The sequence below is a fragment of the Nocardia sp. NPDC056064 genome (assembly GCF_042266925.1).
In the GTDB taxonomy this organism is placed as follows: Bacteria; Actinomycetota; Actinomycetes; order Mycobacteriales; family Mycobacteriaceae; genus Nocardia.
Genome location: NZ_JBHJWO010000003.1, coordinates 133,837 through 148,816, shown reverse-complemented (window position 1 = coordinate 148,816; position 14,980 = coordinate 133,837). Strand labels below are relative to the sequence as shown.

Below are 14,980 nucleotides of genomic sequence, written 5' to 3'. Positions count from 1 at the left end.
GTGGGAGCGCCCCTGGGCCGAACTCAGGCGCTGAGCGGGGCCGCCGTGACGCCGTAGCCGAGGTTGGTGAGGACCTCGCTGGTGGCCTTGGCGAAGTTCAGGGTGATGAAGTGCAGGCAGGGGGCGCCCTCGTCGATGAGGCGCTGGGCGATCTCGGTGGCGATGCGGATGCCTTCGGCGCGCACCGCGGCCCGGTCCTCCTCGGGGCCGGGCCCGGCCGCGCGGGTCAGCCGGGCGACGATGTCGGCGGGGACGGGGCGGCCGCTGAGCTCCTCGGCCCGCTGCACCGTGCGCAGCGAGGTGATCGGCATGAGCTCGGGGATGATCGGCTTGACGCCCTCGATCGGGTCCATGGCCACCACCCGGTCGCGCAACCGCAGATAGTGCTCGACGTCGAAGAACATCTGGGTGATCGAGTACTCCGCGCCCGCGCGCAGTTTCGCCGCCAGCTGCCGGGTGTCGTGGTCCAGGTCGGGCGAACGGTGGTGGCCCTGCGGGAACGAGGCCACCCCGACGTGGAAATCGCCCAAGTCGCGCACGATGCGCACCAGCTCCTCGGCGTATTCGACGCCCTCGGGATGCTTGCGCCATTCCCCCAGCGGATCGCCGGGTGGGTCACCGCGCAGGACCAGCACATTGCAGATGCCGGAATCGGCGTAGGAGCCGACCAGCGAGCGCAGCTCGGCGATGCTGTGGCCGACGGCGGTCAGGTGCGCGACCGGCAGCAGCGTGGTCTCCTGGGCGAGGGCACCGGTGATGCGCACAGTGCGGTCGCGGGTGGAGCCACCGGCGCCGTAGGTCATCGAGACGAAGGCCGGGTGCATGCGCTCGAACTCACGCACCGCCCGCCACAGCCGGGCCTCGCCGGCCGCGTCGCGGGGCGGATTGAACTCGACGGAGAACGGCACGCCGCGACCCGAGTGGGTCCGCAGGCTCTGCACCACCGAGGGGGTGTTCGAGACGATCGACGGCTGCTGGGCGGGTCGATCCGGGGTCGAACGTCCCCTGCCTTGGTCGAAAGTCACCGGTTCAGTGTAGTGGCGGGGCCCGGTGGGGGACCGGTCGCACCCCGGGCTGTGCGCCGTCGGCGCACCCCCGCGGCCCGCGTATTCTGCGACGGAACGACGATGCGGCGCGTGGGCGCCGGTCCGTCCCCTCGCTGCTGTCTGCCCCTGGAGGTCATCCTGTCCGCCGGAATCGGTACCCCGCTCTCCCGGCTCGTCGCCGACGCGCCCACCCCGGCCGACCTCGCCGCGCTCACACCGGGTACGCCCGCGTTCGTCGCCGCGGTCGAGCGGGTGCTGCGCGCGTTCTTCGCCACCCGCCGCGACATCGTCGCGCCGCTGGGGCCGGTGTTCACCGATGCCGCCGACGCGCTGGAACAGTTCGTCATCCGGGGCGGCAAGCGCTCGCGGCCGGGCTTCGCCTGGACCGGCTGGCTGGGCGCGGGCGGCGATCCCGCCGGACCCGAGGCCGCCGCGGTGCTCACCGCCTGTTCGGCGCTGGAGCTGGTGCAGGCCTGCGCGCTCGTGCACGACGACATCATCGACTCCTCGCGCACCCGGCGCGGCTTCCCGACGGTGCACGTCGCCTTCGAGGACCGTCATTCCGCCGCGGGCTGGCCCGGTGACGGCGCCGAGTACGGCCGCGCGGTCGCCATCCTGATCGGTGACCTGGCCCTGGCCTGGGCCGACGACCTGGTGCACGAGGCCGGGCTGGCCCCCGCCGCGCTGGCCCGCTTCGCCCCGGTGTGGGCGAGCATGCGCACCGAGGTACTCGGCGGCCAGCTGCTCGACATCAACGGCGAGGCGGGCTGCGACGAATCGGTGGACGCCGCGCTGCGGATCAACCGCTACAAGACCGCCGCCTACACCATCGAACGCCCGCTGCACCTGGGCGCGGCCCTGGCCGGCGCCGACGACGCGCTGATCGCGGCCCTGCGCACCTACGGCACCGACGTGGGCATCGCCTTCCAGCTGCGCGACGACCTGCTCGGCGTGTTCGGCGACCCGGCGGTGACCGGCAAGCCCTCCGGCGACGACCTGCGCGAGGGCAAGCGCACCGTGCTCATCGCCGAGGCCCTGCGCCGCGCCGACGACACCGCCGCCGACCTGATCCGCACCGGCCTGGGCACCGACCTCGACGACGACGCCGTCGACCGGCTGCGCACCCTGCTCACCGAGCTGGGCGCCGTCGACGACGTGGAACGCCGCATCACCGCACTCACCGACACCGGCCTGGCCGCCGTGGCCACCAGCACCGCCACCGGGCCCGCCAAGCAGCTGCTGCACGACATGGCGCTGGCCGCCACCCGGCGCGCCGCCTGAGCCTGATAGGAAAAGCGCTGTGGGACAAGCGAATCATGTGGTCGTGGTCGGCGCGGGACTGGCCGGGCTGGCCGCCGCCCTGCATCTGCGCGGTGCCGGTCACGAGGTGACCGTGCTGGAACGGGCCGACCATCCCGGCGGGCGGGTGGGCCGCTACCGGTTCGCCGACTACGAGATCGATTCCGGTGCCACCGTGCTCACCGTGCCCGAACTGATCGACGAGGCACTGGCCGCGGTCGGGCAGACCCGCGACAGCGTGGGCCTGCGCGTGCACCGCCTCTCGCCCGCCTATCACGCGCGCTTCGCCGACGGCACCGACATCCGCGTCTACGACGACGCCGAGACCATGGCCGCCGAGGTCACCCGGGCCTGCGGGCCCGCCGAGGCCCGCAACTACCGGCGCCTGCGCGACTGGCTGGGCCGGGTCTACGCCGCCGAGTACGACGAGTTCATGGACGCCAACTTCGACTCCCCGCTGGATCTGGTGCGCAGCCGCCGCTCGCGCGCCTCGCTGGCCACGCTGGTGCGTCTGGGCGGGCTCGGCAAGCTCGGGCCGAAGGTGCGCTCCTATCTGCGCGACGAGCGCCTGACCAGGCTGTTCACCTTCCAGGCGCTCTACGCGGGCACCGTCCCGGACCGGGCGCTGGCGCTCTACGGCGCGATCCCGCACATGGACACCTGCCTGGGCGTGTACTTCCCCGAGGGCGGTATGCGCGCGATCACCGCCGCGCTGGCCGAGGCGTTCATCGCGGCGGGCGGGCGGCTCGAGCTCGGTACCGAGGTCGCCGGGATCGATTACGCCACCGGCGGGCGGGGCGCGGGCACGCCCGGTCACCGGCACGCGGAGGCGGTGCGCGGCACCGACGGGCGCCGCTTCGCCTGCGACGCGGTGGTGCTCACCGCCGATCTGGGCTCGCTGCGCCGCTTCGGGCTGCGGCACCGGCGCGGCCTGCGCGCCTCGCCCTCGGCCGTGGTGGCGCACGGCACCGTGCCCGCCGAGGTCGCCGCGCGCTGGCCGGTGCAGGCCCACCACACCATCGATTTCGGGGCCGCCTGGGCGCGGACCTTCGCCGAGATCTCGGCGCGCCGGGGTCGCGGGCGGCTGATGAGCGATCCCTCGCTGCTGCTCACCCGGCCCGCGCTCACCGACGCCGACCTGTTCGTCGAGCGTGCCGACGGCAGGCACGAACCGCTCTCGGTGCTCGCGCCCTGCCCCAACCTGACCGCCGCCCGGCTGGACTGGGACCGGGTCGGCCCGGCCTATCTGCGCGAGCTGCTCAGCACGCTGGAAGAACGCGGGTACACCGGAATCAGCGAGTACTTCACGGTCGATCATCTCGACACTCCGGCGACGTGGGCCGCCGCGGGCATGATCGCGGGCACGCCGTTCTCGGTCGCGCACCTGTTCCGGCAGACCGGGCCGTTCCGTCCCCGCAACCTGCCAAGGGGTGTGGACAACGTCGTTCTCGCAGGTTGCGGCACCACTCCGGGGGTCGGCGTACCCACGACGCTGCTGTCGGGCAAATTGGCCGCCGAGCGAATCACCGGTAGCCGGACGCGCACCGGTACCGACCACCGGGTTAGTGTTCGGAGTTGAAGCCGTAAACTGACGGCCGACTTATCAGCTCGCGGTTGCGACCGCCGACCATCCGGGGGGACCGACCGAATATGCCGCCCTCCGAGACGACCGTAGGCCCCATGGACACCATGCGTACTCTCGAGCCGCAGCGCCACACGCCTACCGGGACCGACCCCGGCGTCCGGACGTGGCTGCGCACCGCAGGCGACTTCGCTCGCAGCCCCGAAGGCCACGCGGCCCTGCTGGGCTTCTTCGGCGCGGTGATGATCACGTTCGGCGGTTTCGGCGCGGGCGCGGTCCGCAAACGCGATCCGCTGCTCGAGGCCCTGCACCTGTCCTGGCTGCGCTTCGGCCACGGCTTCGCGTTGTCGACGATCCTGGTCTGGGCCGGTGTCCTGATGATGATCGCGGCCTGGGTGCGGCTGGGCCGCAACACCCTCAGCGGCGATTCCACCACGGTCACGCTGAACGAACTGCGCGCCATCGTCGGGATCTGGACCACGCCGCTGCTGTTCGCGGCGCCGATGTTCAGCCGCGACGTCTACTCGTATCTGGCCCAGGGCGCGCTGCTGCGCGACGGTTTCGACCCTTACCAGGTGGGCCCGGTCGCCAACCCCGGCGTGCTGCTCGACAACGTGAGCCTGGTCTGGACCACCACCACCGCGCCGTACGGGCCGGTGTTCCTGCTCATCGGCCGCGCGATCACCATGATCACCGGCGACAACATCATCGCGGGCACCATCGCCCTGCGGCTGGTGATGCTGCCCGGCCTGGCGCTGATGATGTGGGCGGTGCCGCACCTGACCAAGCATCTGGGCGGCAAACCCACGGTGGCGCTGTGGCTGGCCGTGCTCAACCCGCTGGTGCTGATCCACCTGATCGGCGGCGTGCACAACGAACTGCTGATGGTGGGCCTGATGTGCGCGGGCATCGCGCTGGTGCTGGAACGTCATCACGTGGCGGGCATCGTCGTGGTCGCCATCGGTGTCGCGATCAAGGCCACCGCGGCCGTGGCGCTGCCGTTCCTGGTGTGGATCTGGATTCTGCACGAGAAGGAACGCCGCGCCGCCCAGCGCCGTGCGGTCATGGACAGCGATTCCGGCCCGTCCGAGGACCTGAAACACCCGGACGCGGCCCGGCCCTCGGCCGACATGCCGCATCCGCTGCTGGTGTTCGCCAAGATCGCCGGGATCGGCTTCGCCGTCTTCGCGGCGGTGTTCGCCGCCGCCTCGGCCATCGCCGGGGTCGGCTTCGGCTGGGTCACCGCGCTGCAGGGCTCCAACAAGATCATCCAGTGGCTCTCGCTGCCGACGCTGCTCGCCGAGATCATCACCTGGATCACCCCGCTGGACTTCGATTCCACGCTGTGGTGGGCCCGCAAGCTGTGCCAGGTCGCCCTGGTGCTGATCCTGATCGCGACCTGGTGGCGCTTCCGGCACAGCGAGCGCGAGGCCGTGATGGGCATCATCATCGTCTTCGTCGGGATCGTGCTGCTCTCCCCCGCCGCGCTGCCCTGGTACTACTCGTGGCCGCTCGCCCTGGCCGCCGCGTTCGCCCTGTCCACCCGGACGCTGATGTGGCTGGTGGGGATCTGCACCTGGCTGATGCTGGTGTTCCAGCCCGACGGCGCGAACGGGCTCTACAACTTCTGGCACGTGGCACTGGCGACGGCGGCCTCCATCGTGGCGGCGGTCTCGCTGCGCACCGTCGATCCGCTGCATCTGCGGTCGGCCAGCGCGCGGGCCGCGGGCCGGAAGCCGGCGCCCTCAGTCGCCGGATGAGCCCCCGGCCACCCGGGCCGGATCGCACGCCGACCGGTGACCTCGACGCCGCCTATACCAGCTGCGCCCGCATCGCCGCCGAACACGGCCGCACCTACTACCTGGCCACCGCCCTGCTCACACCCCCGCAGCGCCGGGCCGTCCACGCGCTCTACGCGTTCGCGCGGATGGTGGACGACATCGTCGACCACGCCGACGACCCCGCCCACGTGCTCGATCCGCGCGACATCCGCGGCCGCTCGTCGCGCCCGCGGCCGGTCGCGCACTCTGCCACCCTGCCCGGCGAGTCCCTCGTCGGACCGGCCGACGACCTCGATCTGGTCGAGAAGCAGCTGCGCCTGGCCATCGACGACGGTGTGATCGACACCACCGACCCGCTGCGGCACCAGATCCTGACCGCCACCGGCGACACCATCCGCCGCTACGGCATCGCCCCCACCCCGCTGTGGACCTTCCTCGACGCCATGCGCATGGACATCCCCGGCAGCCCCACCCACCGCACCCGCTACGCCACCATGAGCGAGCTGCGCGAATACATGCGCGGGTCCGCCGCCGCCATCGGCCTGCTGGTGCTGCCGGTGCTGGGCACGGTGGTCCCGGTCGCCGAGGCCGAACCCGCGGCGGCGACGCTGGGCGAGGCGTTCCAGCTCACCAATTTCCTGCGCGACGTCGCCGAGGACCTCGACCGCGACCGGATCTACCTGCCCGCCGACGAACTGGCCGCCTTCGGCGTGGACGAAGCCCACCTGCGCGCCTGCCGGGCCACCGGACGCACCGACGCACCGCTGCGCCGGGCCCTGGCCCACCTGATCGCGGTCAACCGCGACCTCTACCGCCGCGCGAGGCCGGGCATCGCCCTGCTGGACCCGCGCGTGCGTCCGGCCATCGACACCGCGGCGATTCTCTACGGCGAGATCCTCGACCGCATCGAAGCCGCCGACCACCAGGTCTTCGCCGCCCGTGCCACGGTTCCCCGGCACCGCCGGATCCTGGTCGCCGCCAAGGGTTTCACCACCGCGACGCGCCGCCGGTGACGATGCCCGGCGGCGCGATCGATCAGAAGGGTTCGGCGGCGGCGCGGCGCACGACCTCACGGGCCAGCGGGCCGTGCAGGGCGTCGACCGGGCGGCCGGGCAGCGAGTCGTCGTCGGTGTAGATCCAGCGCAGGATGTCCTCGTCGGAGTACTTGCCGTCGCGCATCACGGTGATCAGGCCGGGCAGCATGCGGACGATCTCGTCGTTGTCGTCGAAGAAGCGGGACGGAATGCCGGCGACACCGTTGCGCCGGACCGCGAGGAGCTGGTGGTCGCGCAGCAGCTGATGCACCGCGGTCACCGGGACGCCGAGTATCTCGGCGGCCTCGGGAAGCGAGACGAGGGTTTCGGTGTCGGGCAGGACGTCGTCGCTGCAGGGGAAGGCACTCACCCGCACAACGGTAGTGGACGGGGCCGGGCGTGCATCCGCTGGCATGCCAGGCCCGCACGGCTACGATCGTGGTGGCCGCACCGGGTGGCCGGTCGCTTGTCGCAGTGTCGCGAGGGGTGAGAAGTTTGTGAAAGCCGGAGGACATCACTTGATCGGCCAGATGCTGGAAGGGCGCTACCGCATCGATGCGCCGATCGCGCGCGGCGGAATGTCGATGGTGTTCCGGGGTACCGACACCCGGCTGGATCGCCCGGTGGCGATCAAGGTGATGGATCCCAAGTTCGCCGGAGATCCGCAGTTCCTCACCCGCTTCGAATTCGAGGCGCGCGCGGTGGCCAAGCTCAAGCACAACTCGCTGGTGGCCGTCTACGACCAGGGTGTCGACGGCGAATACCCCTTCCTCATCATGGAACTCGTCGAGGGCGGCACGCTGCGCGAACTGCTGCGCGAGCGCGGCCCGATGCCCCCGCACGCGGTGCGCGCGGTCGCCGAGCCGGTGCTGCGCGCGATCGGCACCGCCCACGACGCGGGCCTGGTGCACCGCGACATCAAGCCGGAGAACGTGCTGATCTCGGACGCGGGCGAGGTGAAGATCGCCGACTTCGGGCTGGTGCGCGCCGTCGCCGCCGCCAACACCACCTCCGCCAGCGTGATCCTCGGCACGGCCGCCTACCTGTCCCCGGAGCAGGTCACCACCGGCACCGCCGACGCGCGCAGCGACGTGTACTCCTTCGGCATCCTGATCTTCGAGCTGCTCACCGGCCGGGTGCCGTTCACCGGCGACAATTCGCTGTCGGTGGCCTATCAGCGGGTGGAGAACGACGTGCCCGCGCCGAGCCAGTTCATCGGTGGCGTGCCACCGGAGTTCGACGCGCTGGTCGCCAAGGCCACCTCCCGCGATCCCGCGCAGCGTTTCGCCGACGCCCACGAGATGGCCGCGCAGCTGCAATCGGTGGCCATGCTGCTGAATCTGCCGCCGTATCGGGTGCCGGCCCCGCGGGATTCGGCCGAGCACCTGTCCGAGAACTACCGCACCGGTGCCGCCCACCATCCCGGTGACAGCCCGGCGACCCCGAATCCGGTGGCCGCGCACCCGGTTCCGGCGCCCGCCGCGCAACCACAGCACACCCGGGTGGTCACCGCGCAGCGTCCGCGCCCCGACGAGTACGCCCAGCCCGTCCAGCATCATCCGCTCGCACCGAACGAGTCCGGCTCGCGCCGCACCGGGCTGATGTGGGTCGGCATCGTCACCGCGCTCACCCTGCTGGTCGGCATCGGCGGCTGGTGGGTCGGGGTCGGCCGCTACACCGCGGTCCCGGCGATCGCGGGCATGGATTCCGAACGCGCGGTGGCCGTGTTGCAGGAGGCCGGATTCGAGACGGTGCTGCGGCAGAAGGCCTCCGACACCATCCCGGTGGGCGGGGTGGTCGGCACCGATCCGTCGGCGGGCTCGCGGGTGACCAAGAGCTCCACCGTCGCGGTGCTCATCTCCAACGGCAAGCCGCGGGTGCCCGACATCAACCCCGGCGACCAGATCTCCACCACCAACCAGGCCATTCGCGATGCCGGACTCCAGCCGATCGACGCGGGTGAGGCCGCCAGCACCGCCCCCAAGGGCACCCTGGCGAAGGTGGAGCCCGCGCCCGGCACGGTCCTGCCGATGGGCGCGCAGGTGAAGGTGTATCGCAGCAAGGGCTCGCAGCCGGTCAATGTGCCGGATGTGCGCGGCAAGTCCACCGAGGACGCCGCCAAGGCCCTGGCCGCGGCGGGCCTGACCGTGCGCGAGACCCGCGTGCAGTTCGACAAGAGCGTGGAGGGCGACAAGGCGATCGGCACCGATCCCGCCGTCGGCACCACCCTGCAGTCCGGCGACAGCGTCACCCTCATCGTCTCCAGCGCGGTGAAGGTGCCCAATGTGATGGGGCAGTCGGTGGGCAGCGCCCGCGCCAAACTGCAGCAGCTCGGCTTGCAGGTGGAGGTCAAGTCCCTCACCGACTCCGACAGTTCCCTGGTGATCGGCCAGGTCCCCGGCTTCAACTCGAATGTGGAGGCGGGCAGCACGGTGACGCTGACCGCCCTGCCTTGAAGAGCCGGAAAGCCCGGTCGCGGTCCCCGCTGAATCGATCCGGCTCGAGGGGTTGACAACATACAACCACTTGGTTGTACATTCGGGGAGTGAACGACACCGACGAGGACGCGGCAGACGCCATGTTCCACGCGCTCGCCGACCGCACCCGGCGCGATATCGTGCGCCGCGTGCTGGCGGGCGAGCATTCGGTGTCGGCACTGGCGGAGAACTACGACATGAGTTTCGCCGCCGTCCAGAAGCACGTGGCCGTGCTGGAACGTGCCGGACTGCTGACCAAACGACGCCACGGCCGGGAACAACTGGCCAGCGGTGACGTCGCGGCGGTCCGGACGGTCGCCGGCATGCTCGCCGAACTGGAACAGATCTGGCGCGGCCGTATCGGCCGGATCGACGACCTCATCGCGATCGACCTTCACCAGGAGGAATGAATCATGCCCGTCACCGATGTCTCCCACGATCTCGACACCCGCACCCTCACCATCACCGCCGAATTCGCGGCCCCGCGCGCCCGCATCTGGCAGATCTACGCCGACCCGCGCCAGCTGGAGAAGATCTGGGGCCCGCCCACCTATCCGGCGACCGTGGTCGAGCACTCGCTCGCCCCCGGCGGCCGCGTCACCTACTACATGACCTCCCCCGAGGGCGAGAAGTTCGCCGGCTACTGGGAGATCGTCGCGGTCGAGGAGCCCACCGGCTTCAGCTTCAAGGACGGCTTCGCCGACGAGAGCTTCAACCCCGTCACCACGATGCCGGTGTCCACCAACACCTACACCTTCACCGAGGACGGCGGCCGCACCACCGCCATCTACGTCAGCGTCTACGACACCGCCGAGGGCCTGCAGCAGGTCCTGGACATGGGCGTCGTCGAGGGCGCGACCGGCGCCATCAACCAGATCGACGACCTCGTGGCGAACTGAGCCCTACCGGCCCCCGCCGATCACCGCAGCATCTCAGCGACGAGGAACGACAGCTCGAGGGACTGCTGGGTGTTGAGGCGGGGGTCGCAGGCCGTCTCGTAGCGGTCCTCGAGGTCGAGGTCGGAGATGTCCTGGGCGCCGCCGAGGCATTCGGTGACGTTCTCGCCGGTCAGCTCGATGTGCAGGCCGCCGGGGTGGGTGCCCAGGGCGTGGTGCACCTCGAAGAAGCCCTGCACCTCGTCGACGATGCGGTCGAAGTGGCGGGTCTTGAAACCGGTGGACGATTCGTGGGTGTTGCCGTGCATGGGGTCGCACTGCCAGATCACCTGGTGGCCGGTGGCCTGCACCTTCTCGATGATCGGCGGCAGCACATCGCGCACCTTGCCGTTGCCCATCCGGGCGACCAGGGTGAGCCGGCCGGGCTCGTTGTTCGGGTCGAGCCGCTCGACGTACTCCACCGCCTGGTCGGGGGTGGTGGTCGGGCCGATCTTGAGGCCGATCGGGTTGGCCAGGAGTTCGGCCAGCGCGATGTGGGCGCCGTCGAGCTGACGGGTGCGCTCACCGATCCACAGGAAGTGCGCCGAGAGGTCGTAGAGCAGCGGTTCGCCGGTCTCGGATTCGCTCAGGCGCAGCATGGCGCGCTCGTAGTCGAGCACCAGCGCCTCGTGCGAGGCGTAGATGCGCGCCGACTTCAGGCTCGGGTCGTTGACCTGGCAGGCGGTCATGAACCGCAGGCCGCGGTCGATCTCCTCGGCCAGCGCCTCGTAGCGCGCGCCCGCGGGCGACTGGGCGACGAAATCGCGGTTCCAGTCGTGCACCTTGTGCAGGTCTGCCATGCCCGCACTGGTGAGCGCGCGGACCAGGTTCATCGCGGCACTGGCATTGGCGTAGGCGCGCACCAGCCGCGAGGGGTCGTGGCGGCGCAGCGCCTGGTCGGCGACCAGCGAGTTGACCATGTCGCCGCGGTAGGAGGTCAGGCCCAGCGCGTCGGTGTCCGACGAACGCGGCTTGGCGTACTGGCCCGCGATGCGCGCCACCTTCACCACCGGCAGGCTCGCGCCGTAGGTGAGTACCACCGCCATCTGCAGCAGTGTGCGGATGTTGCCGCGGATGTGCGGTTCGGTGTTGTCGGCGAAGGTCTCCGCGCAGTCACCGCCCTGCATGAGGAACGCCTCGCCGCGCGCCACGGCGGCGAGCTGGGTCTTGAGCTCCTCCACCTCGGCGGGCAGGCAGATCGGCGGCACGCTCTCGAGCACGGTGCGCATGGTGGCGGCCTCGTCGGCATCCCAGGACGGCTGCTGCAGGGCGGGCCGGGCCAGTGCGGCGTCGAGCCGGGTACGCAGCTCGGCGGGCAGCGGCGGCAGTTCCGGCAGGCGGTCAATGGGTACGTCGACGGTCCAGGTCACCCGATAAGAATACGTTCTCGGTCCCCGCCGCGGTACGCGCGGTGCACCCGTGCGCAGGACGCGCGCACCACGCGGCATAGGGTCTTCCCGACCGACCCATCAACGGTACGAAGAGGCGATCTCCCTGCGATATTTTTATGATTCGGAATTCATCGAGGACGGCGTGACGATCGATCTGATCTCGATCGGCGTGGTCTGTGAGGACGGGCGCGAGTACTACGCGGTCTCGACCGAATTCGACGCGGGCCGGGCCGGGCCGTGGGTGCGCAAGCACGTGCTGCCGAAGTTGCCGCCGGCGGGATCGCCGCTGTATCGCACCAGAGAGCAGATCCGCGACGACCTGCACAAGTTCTTCCTGCCGCGCCCGAGCGTGCAGCCGGAGCTGTGGGCCTGGGTGGCCGCCTACGACCATGTGGCGCTGTGCCAGCTCTGGGGCGATATGACCGCGCTGCCCAAGGAACTGCCCCGCTACACCAACGAGCTGCGCCAGCACTGGGCCGCGCACGGCAGCCCCGAGCTGCCGCCGATCCCCGGCGACGCCCACGACGCGCTGGCCGACGCCCGGCACAACCTGGCCAAGTTCGACGCGATCGAGGCCTACCGCCGCACCCCGCGGCTCTGACCCGCGAACGCCGAAGGCCCCGGACCGCTGAGCGATCCGGGGCCTTTCGTTCGGTGCGGCCGGTCAGTGACCGTTCGACTTGCCGCCTTCGACACGCGCCTGCTCCTCGGCGAGCGCGGTGAGCATCCGGTGCTCGTCGGCGTGCTCGTTCTCGAAGTAGGCGTCGGACTCGGCCGTGGGGTCGGGGCGCAGGAAGCTGCCCAGACCCGGCTTGCCCGCCGAACCCAGCTTGTTCATCTTCTTCGGCACCGCGGCGCCCTGGTACTCCAGCGGGATCGCGTGGCCGTGGTCGTCGACCGGGCCCAGCGGCTGGTGCACCTCGATGTACTCACCGTGCGGCAGTCGCTTGATCACACCGGTCTCGATGCCGTGCTCGAGCACCGCCCGGTCACTGCGCTGCAGACCGATGCAGAACCGGTAGGTCACGAAGTACGCGATGGGCGGCAGCAGCAGCACACCGATGCGGCCGATCCAGGTGGTCGCGTTCAGCGAGATGTCGAACTTCAGCGCGATGATGTCGTTGACACACGAGAGCGTGAGCACCACGTAGAACGCGATGGCCATGGCACCGATGGCGGTGCGCACGGGCACGTCGCGCGGACGCTGCAGCAGGTTGTGGTGCGCGGTGCGGTCGTTGGTGAGCCGCTTCTCGATCCACGGGTAGGCGATCAGCAGCGTGAACACCAGACCCATGACCAACGCGACCCAGAACACCGCCGGGACCGTGTACCGGCCCAGATAGAGCTCCCACGGCGGCATCAGGCGCGCCATGCCGTCGGTCCACATCATGTAGAAGTCGGGCTGGGAACCCGCCGAGACCTGTGACGGGTTGTACGGGCCCAGGTTCCAGATCGGGTTGATCTGCAGGACACCACCCATGATGCCGACGATGCCGAGGGTGAAGGCGAAGAACGCGCCCTGGTCCGCGGCGAACACCGGCACGATGCGCGCGCCGACCACATTGTTCTCGGTCCGGCCGGGGCCGGGGAACTGCGTGTGCTTCTGGTACCAGACCAGCGCGACGTGCGCGCCGATCAGCGCCAGGATGATGCCGGGAAGCAGCAGCACGTGCGCGATGTAGAGGCGCGGGATGATGATCTCGCCCGGGAAGTCGCCACCGAACATCAGCCAGTGGATCCACGTACCCGCCACCGGGACACCGATCACGATGCCGGAGAACGCGGCGCGCAGACCGGTACCGGAGAGCAGGTCGTCGGGCAGCGAGTAGCCGAAGAAGCCCTCGAACATCGCCAGGATCAGCAGCAGCGAGCCGATCACCCAGTTCGCCTCACGCGGCTTGCGGAACGCGCCGGTGAAGAAGATGCGGAACAGGTGGATGATGATCGACGCCGCGAACAGCAGCGCCGCCCAGTGATGGATCTGCCGGACGAACAGACCGCCGCGCACCTCGAAGGAGATGTTCAGCGCGGTCTCGTAGGCCCGCGACATGCCGACGCCGCGCAGCGGCTGGTAGGCACCGTCGTAGGTGACGTGCGCCATCGACGGGTCGAAGTACAGCGTCAGGTAGATACCCGACAGCAGCAGGATGATGAACGAGTACAGCGCGATCTCGCCCAGCAGGAACGACCAGTGGGTCGGGAAGACCTTGTTGATCGACCGCTTGACGAACGCCGCGGCGCGATACCGCTCGTCCATCTCGTTGGCTTGGTTCGCCACCAGAGTGCTCATGAACGACGCTCCCAGAAGGCCGGGCCGAGCGGCTCGATGAAGTCGCCGTTCGCGACCAGGAAGCCTTCGGCGTTGACGGTGATCGGCAGCTGAGGCAGTGCGCGGGCGGCGGGACCGAAGACCGGCTTACCCCATTCGGTCGCCGAGAACTGCGACTGATGGCAGGGGCACAGGATGCGGTTGGTCTGCTGCTCGAACAGCGAGGTGGGGCAGCCGAGGTGGGTGCAGATCTTCGAGTAGGCGAAGTAGTCGCCGAAGTTGAAGCTCTCCTGACCCTTGCGCTTGATCGCCTTCTCCGCGTCGGCGGTGCGCAGGCGGATCAGCATGACGGAGTTGCGGATACCGCGCAGCGACTGCAGCGTCTCGTGCTCGTCGCCGCGCCACTTCTCCTTCCACGGGAACACGGTCTCCATGGCGCCGGCGTCCAGGTCCTCCGGACGCACCAGCACGACGTCCTGCGGACGGCCGGTGTCGCGACGGATGTAGATGGTCTCGCCCGGGTAGTCCGGGGTCCAGCCCGAGACCCACAGCGGCGACTTGTCGCGCTTGGCCCACGGATTCTTGACCATGCCACCGACGAACACCAGCAGCGCGCCGATACCGAGCACGCCGACACCGGCGCCCGCGGTACCGAGCATCATCTTGCGGCGGCCCAGGGTGGAGGAGTCCAGCGCGTCCTGCAGCTCGGCGGCCAGGGTGCGGCGCTCGACCTCGTCGGACGGGCCGTCGTGGCGCTGCTGGATGGAGATCTCGGCGGGGATGAACCGCTTGCGGATCAGCACCACCGCGATACCGATGACCAGCACCGAGATGCCGAAGGTCAGGCCGACCAGCGGGGTGAACAGCGCGTAGGCCTGGTGGCCGTCCTGCCGGTTGCCCTTCCACTCCCAGGGCCAGAACAGGAAGACACCGATCAGCGCGGCCGCGGCGAGGCCGGAGATGGCGAACCAGAACGTGACGGCGCGCTCGGCGCGCTTCTCGGCCCGGGTGCCGGGCGTGGGCCACCGCTCGTTGCGGTAGACGACCTCGACGTCATCGCGTCCGGTACCGAGCTCGACCAGCTCGTCCCGCGACATCGCGTCCAGTTCGTCCTCGGTGGGTTCGCGACCCATGTCGCTGTGCTCCTGTCCACTCATGGCTGCATC

General features: G+C 70.3%; 13 protein-coding genes. 8 read left to right on the top strand and 5 right to left on the bottom strand.

Annotation, left to right across the window (positions count from 1 at the left end; all coding sequences use genetic code 11):
* Window positions 1-23: 23 nt before the first annotated feature.
* Entirely contained in the window at window positions 24-1,025 is a 1,002-nt protein-coding gene (locus ACFC06_RS27315) for a methylenetetrahydrofolate reductase (protein WP_375937700.1), read from the bottom strand.
* A 147-nt stretch (window positions 1,026-1,172) separates the two neighbouring features.
* Between ACFC06_RS27315 and ACFC06_RS27310 the strand changes: the two genes are divergently transcribed.
* From ACFC06_RS27310 to ACFC06_RS27295, 4 genes are all read left to right on the top strand, one after another.
* Complete coding sequence (locus ACFC06_RS27310) at window positions 1,173-2,327, top strand: polyprenyl synthetase family protein (protein ID WP_375937957.1); 1,155 nt, start codon at window positions 1,173-1,175, stop codon at window positions 2,325-2,327.
* Window positions 2,328-2,346: 19 nt separating this feature from the next.
* Window positions 2,347-3,924 (top strand): phytoene desaturase family protein, encoded by a 1,578-nt coding sequence (gene crtI, locus ACFC06_RS27305; RefSeq protein WP_375937698.1) that lies wholly within the window; start codon window positions 2,347-2,349, stop codon window positions 3,922-3,924.
* A gap of 110 nt (window positions 3,925-4,034) precedes the next feature.
* Window positions 4,035-5,687: an alpha-(1->6)-mannopyranosyltransferase A gene (locus ACFC06_RS27300; RefSeq protein ID WP_375937954.1), complete on the top strand. Its 1,653-nt coding sequence runs from the start codon at window positions 4,035-4,037 to the stop codon at window positions 5,685-5,687.
* Window positions 5,684-6,721, top strand: a complete 1,038-nt coding sequence (locus tag ACFC06_RS27295) for a phytoene/squalene synthase family protein (RefSeq protein WP_375937695.1) — start codon at window positions 5,684-5,686, stop codon at window positions 6,719-6,721. Before ACFC06_RS27300 ends, ACFC06_RS27295 begins: the two co-directional genes overlap by 4 nt.
* A 22-nt stretch (window positions 6,722-6,743) precedes the next feature.
* Here ACFC06_RS27295 and ACFC06_RS27290 read toward each other — a convergent pair whose 3' ends face one another.
* Window positions 6,744-7,112 (bottom strand): Rv2175c family DNA-binding protein, encoded by a 369-nt coding sequence (locus ACFC06_RS27290; RefSeq protein WP_375937692.1) that lies wholly within the window; start codon window positions 7,110-7,112, stop codon window positions 6,744-6,746.
* A 160-nt stretch (window positions 7,113-7,272) separates the two neighbouring features.
* Between ACFC06_RS27290 and pknB the strand changes: the two genes are divergently transcribed.
* The 3 genes from pknB to ACFC06_RS27275 all read left to right on the top strand — a co-directional run bounded on the left by pknB (window position 7,273) and on the right by ACFC06_RS27275 (window position 10,118).
* Complete coding sequence (gene pknB, locus ACFC06_RS27285; protein WP_375937951.1) at window positions 7,273-9,198, top strand: Stk1 family PASTA domain-containing Ser/Thr kinase; 1,926 nt, start codon at window positions 7,273-7,275, stop codon at window positions 9,196-9,198.
* An 89-nt stretch (window positions 9,199-9,287) separates the two neighbouring features.
* On the top strand, window positions 9,288-9,629 hold the full coding sequence (locus tag ACFC06_RS27280) for an ArsR/SmtB family transcription factor (RefSeq protein ID WP_375937689.1): 342 nt from the start codon (window positions 9,288-9,290) through the stop codon (window positions 9,627-9,629).
* Window positions 9,630-9,632: 3 nt separating this feature from the next.
* Window positions 9,633-10,118, top strand: a complete 486-nt coding sequence (locus tag ACFC06_RS27275) for an SRPBCC domain-containing protein (RefSeq protein WP_375937686.1) — start codon at window positions 9,633-9,635, stop codon at window positions 10,116-10,118.
* A 20-nt stretch (window positions 10,119-10,138) separates the two neighbouring features.
* On the opposite strand, the gene ACFC06_RS27270 is transcribed toward ACFC06_RS27275, so the two are convergent.
* The gene (locus tag ACFC06_RS27270) at window positions 10,139-11,524 is read right to left on the bottom strand and encodes a class II 3-deoxy-7-phosphoheptulonate synthase (protein WP_375937683.1); all 1,386 of its coding nucleotides are present in this window, start codon (window positions 11,522-11,524) and stop codon (window positions 10,139-10,141) included.
* Window positions 11,525-11,648: 124 nt separating this feature from the next.
* On the opposite strand from ACFC06_RS27270, the gene ACFC06_RS27265 reads away from it, so the two are divergent.
* Window positions 11,649-12,146: a polyadenylate-specific 3'-exoribonuclease AS gene (locus ACFC06_RS27265; protein WP_375937948.1), complete on the top strand. Its 498-nt coding sequence runs from the start codon at window positions 11,649-11,651 to the stop codon at window positions 12,144-12,146.
* Between the two features lie 63 nt (window positions 12,147-12,209).
* Here the strand turns inward: ACFC06_RS27265 and ACFC06_RS27260 are convergent, their stop codons facing one another.
* Both ACFC06_RS27260 and ACFC06_RS27255 read right to left on the bottom strand, forming a co-directional pair.
* Window positions 12,210-13,835 carry a cytochrome bc complex cytochrome b subunit gene (locus tag ACFC06_RS27260; RefSeq protein ID WP_375937681.1) on the bottom strand — a complete coding sequence of 542 codons (1,626 nt, stop codon included), beginning with the start codon at window positions 13,833-13,835 and terminating at the stop codon, window positions 12,210-12,212.
* On the bottom strand, window positions 13,832-14,971 hold the full coding sequence (locus tag ACFC06_RS27255; RefSeq protein ID WP_375937678.1) for a ubiquinol-cytochrome c reductase iron-sulfur subunit: 1,140 nt from the start codon (window positions 14,969-14,971) through the stop codon (window positions 13,832-13,834). The genes ACFC06_RS27260 and ACFC06_RS27255 overlap by 4 nt, the downstream gene beginning before the upstream one ends.
* Window positions 14,972-14,980 lie beyond the last annotated feature (9 nt).

Bases quoted from the DNA above. Each gene is read 5' to 3' on its own strand.
- ACFC06_RS27300 (WP_375937954.1), top strand. From the start codon at position 4,035: ATGCGTACTCTCGAGCCGCAGCGCCACACGCCTACCGGGACCGACCCC.
- ACFC06_RS27295 (WP_375937695.1), top strand. From the start codon at position 5,684: ATGAGCCCCCGGCCACCCGGGCCGGATCGCACGCCGACCGGTGACCTC.
- pknB (WP_375937951.1), top strand. From the start codon at position 7,273: ATGCTGGAAGGGCGCTACCGCATCGATGCGCCGATCGCGCGCGGCGGA.
- ACFC06_RS27275 (WP_375937686.1), top strand. From the start codon at position 9,633: ATGCCCGTCACCGATGTCTCCCACGATCTCGACACCCGCACCCTCACC.
- ACFC06_RS27260 (WP_375937681.1), bottom strand. From the start codon at position 13,835: ATGAGCACTCTGGTGGCGAACCAAGCCAACGAGATGGACGAGCGGTAT.
- ACFC06_RS27255 (WP_375937678.1), bottom strand. From the start codon at position 14,971: ATGAGTGGACAGGAGCACAGCGACATGGGTCGCGAACCCACCGAGGAC.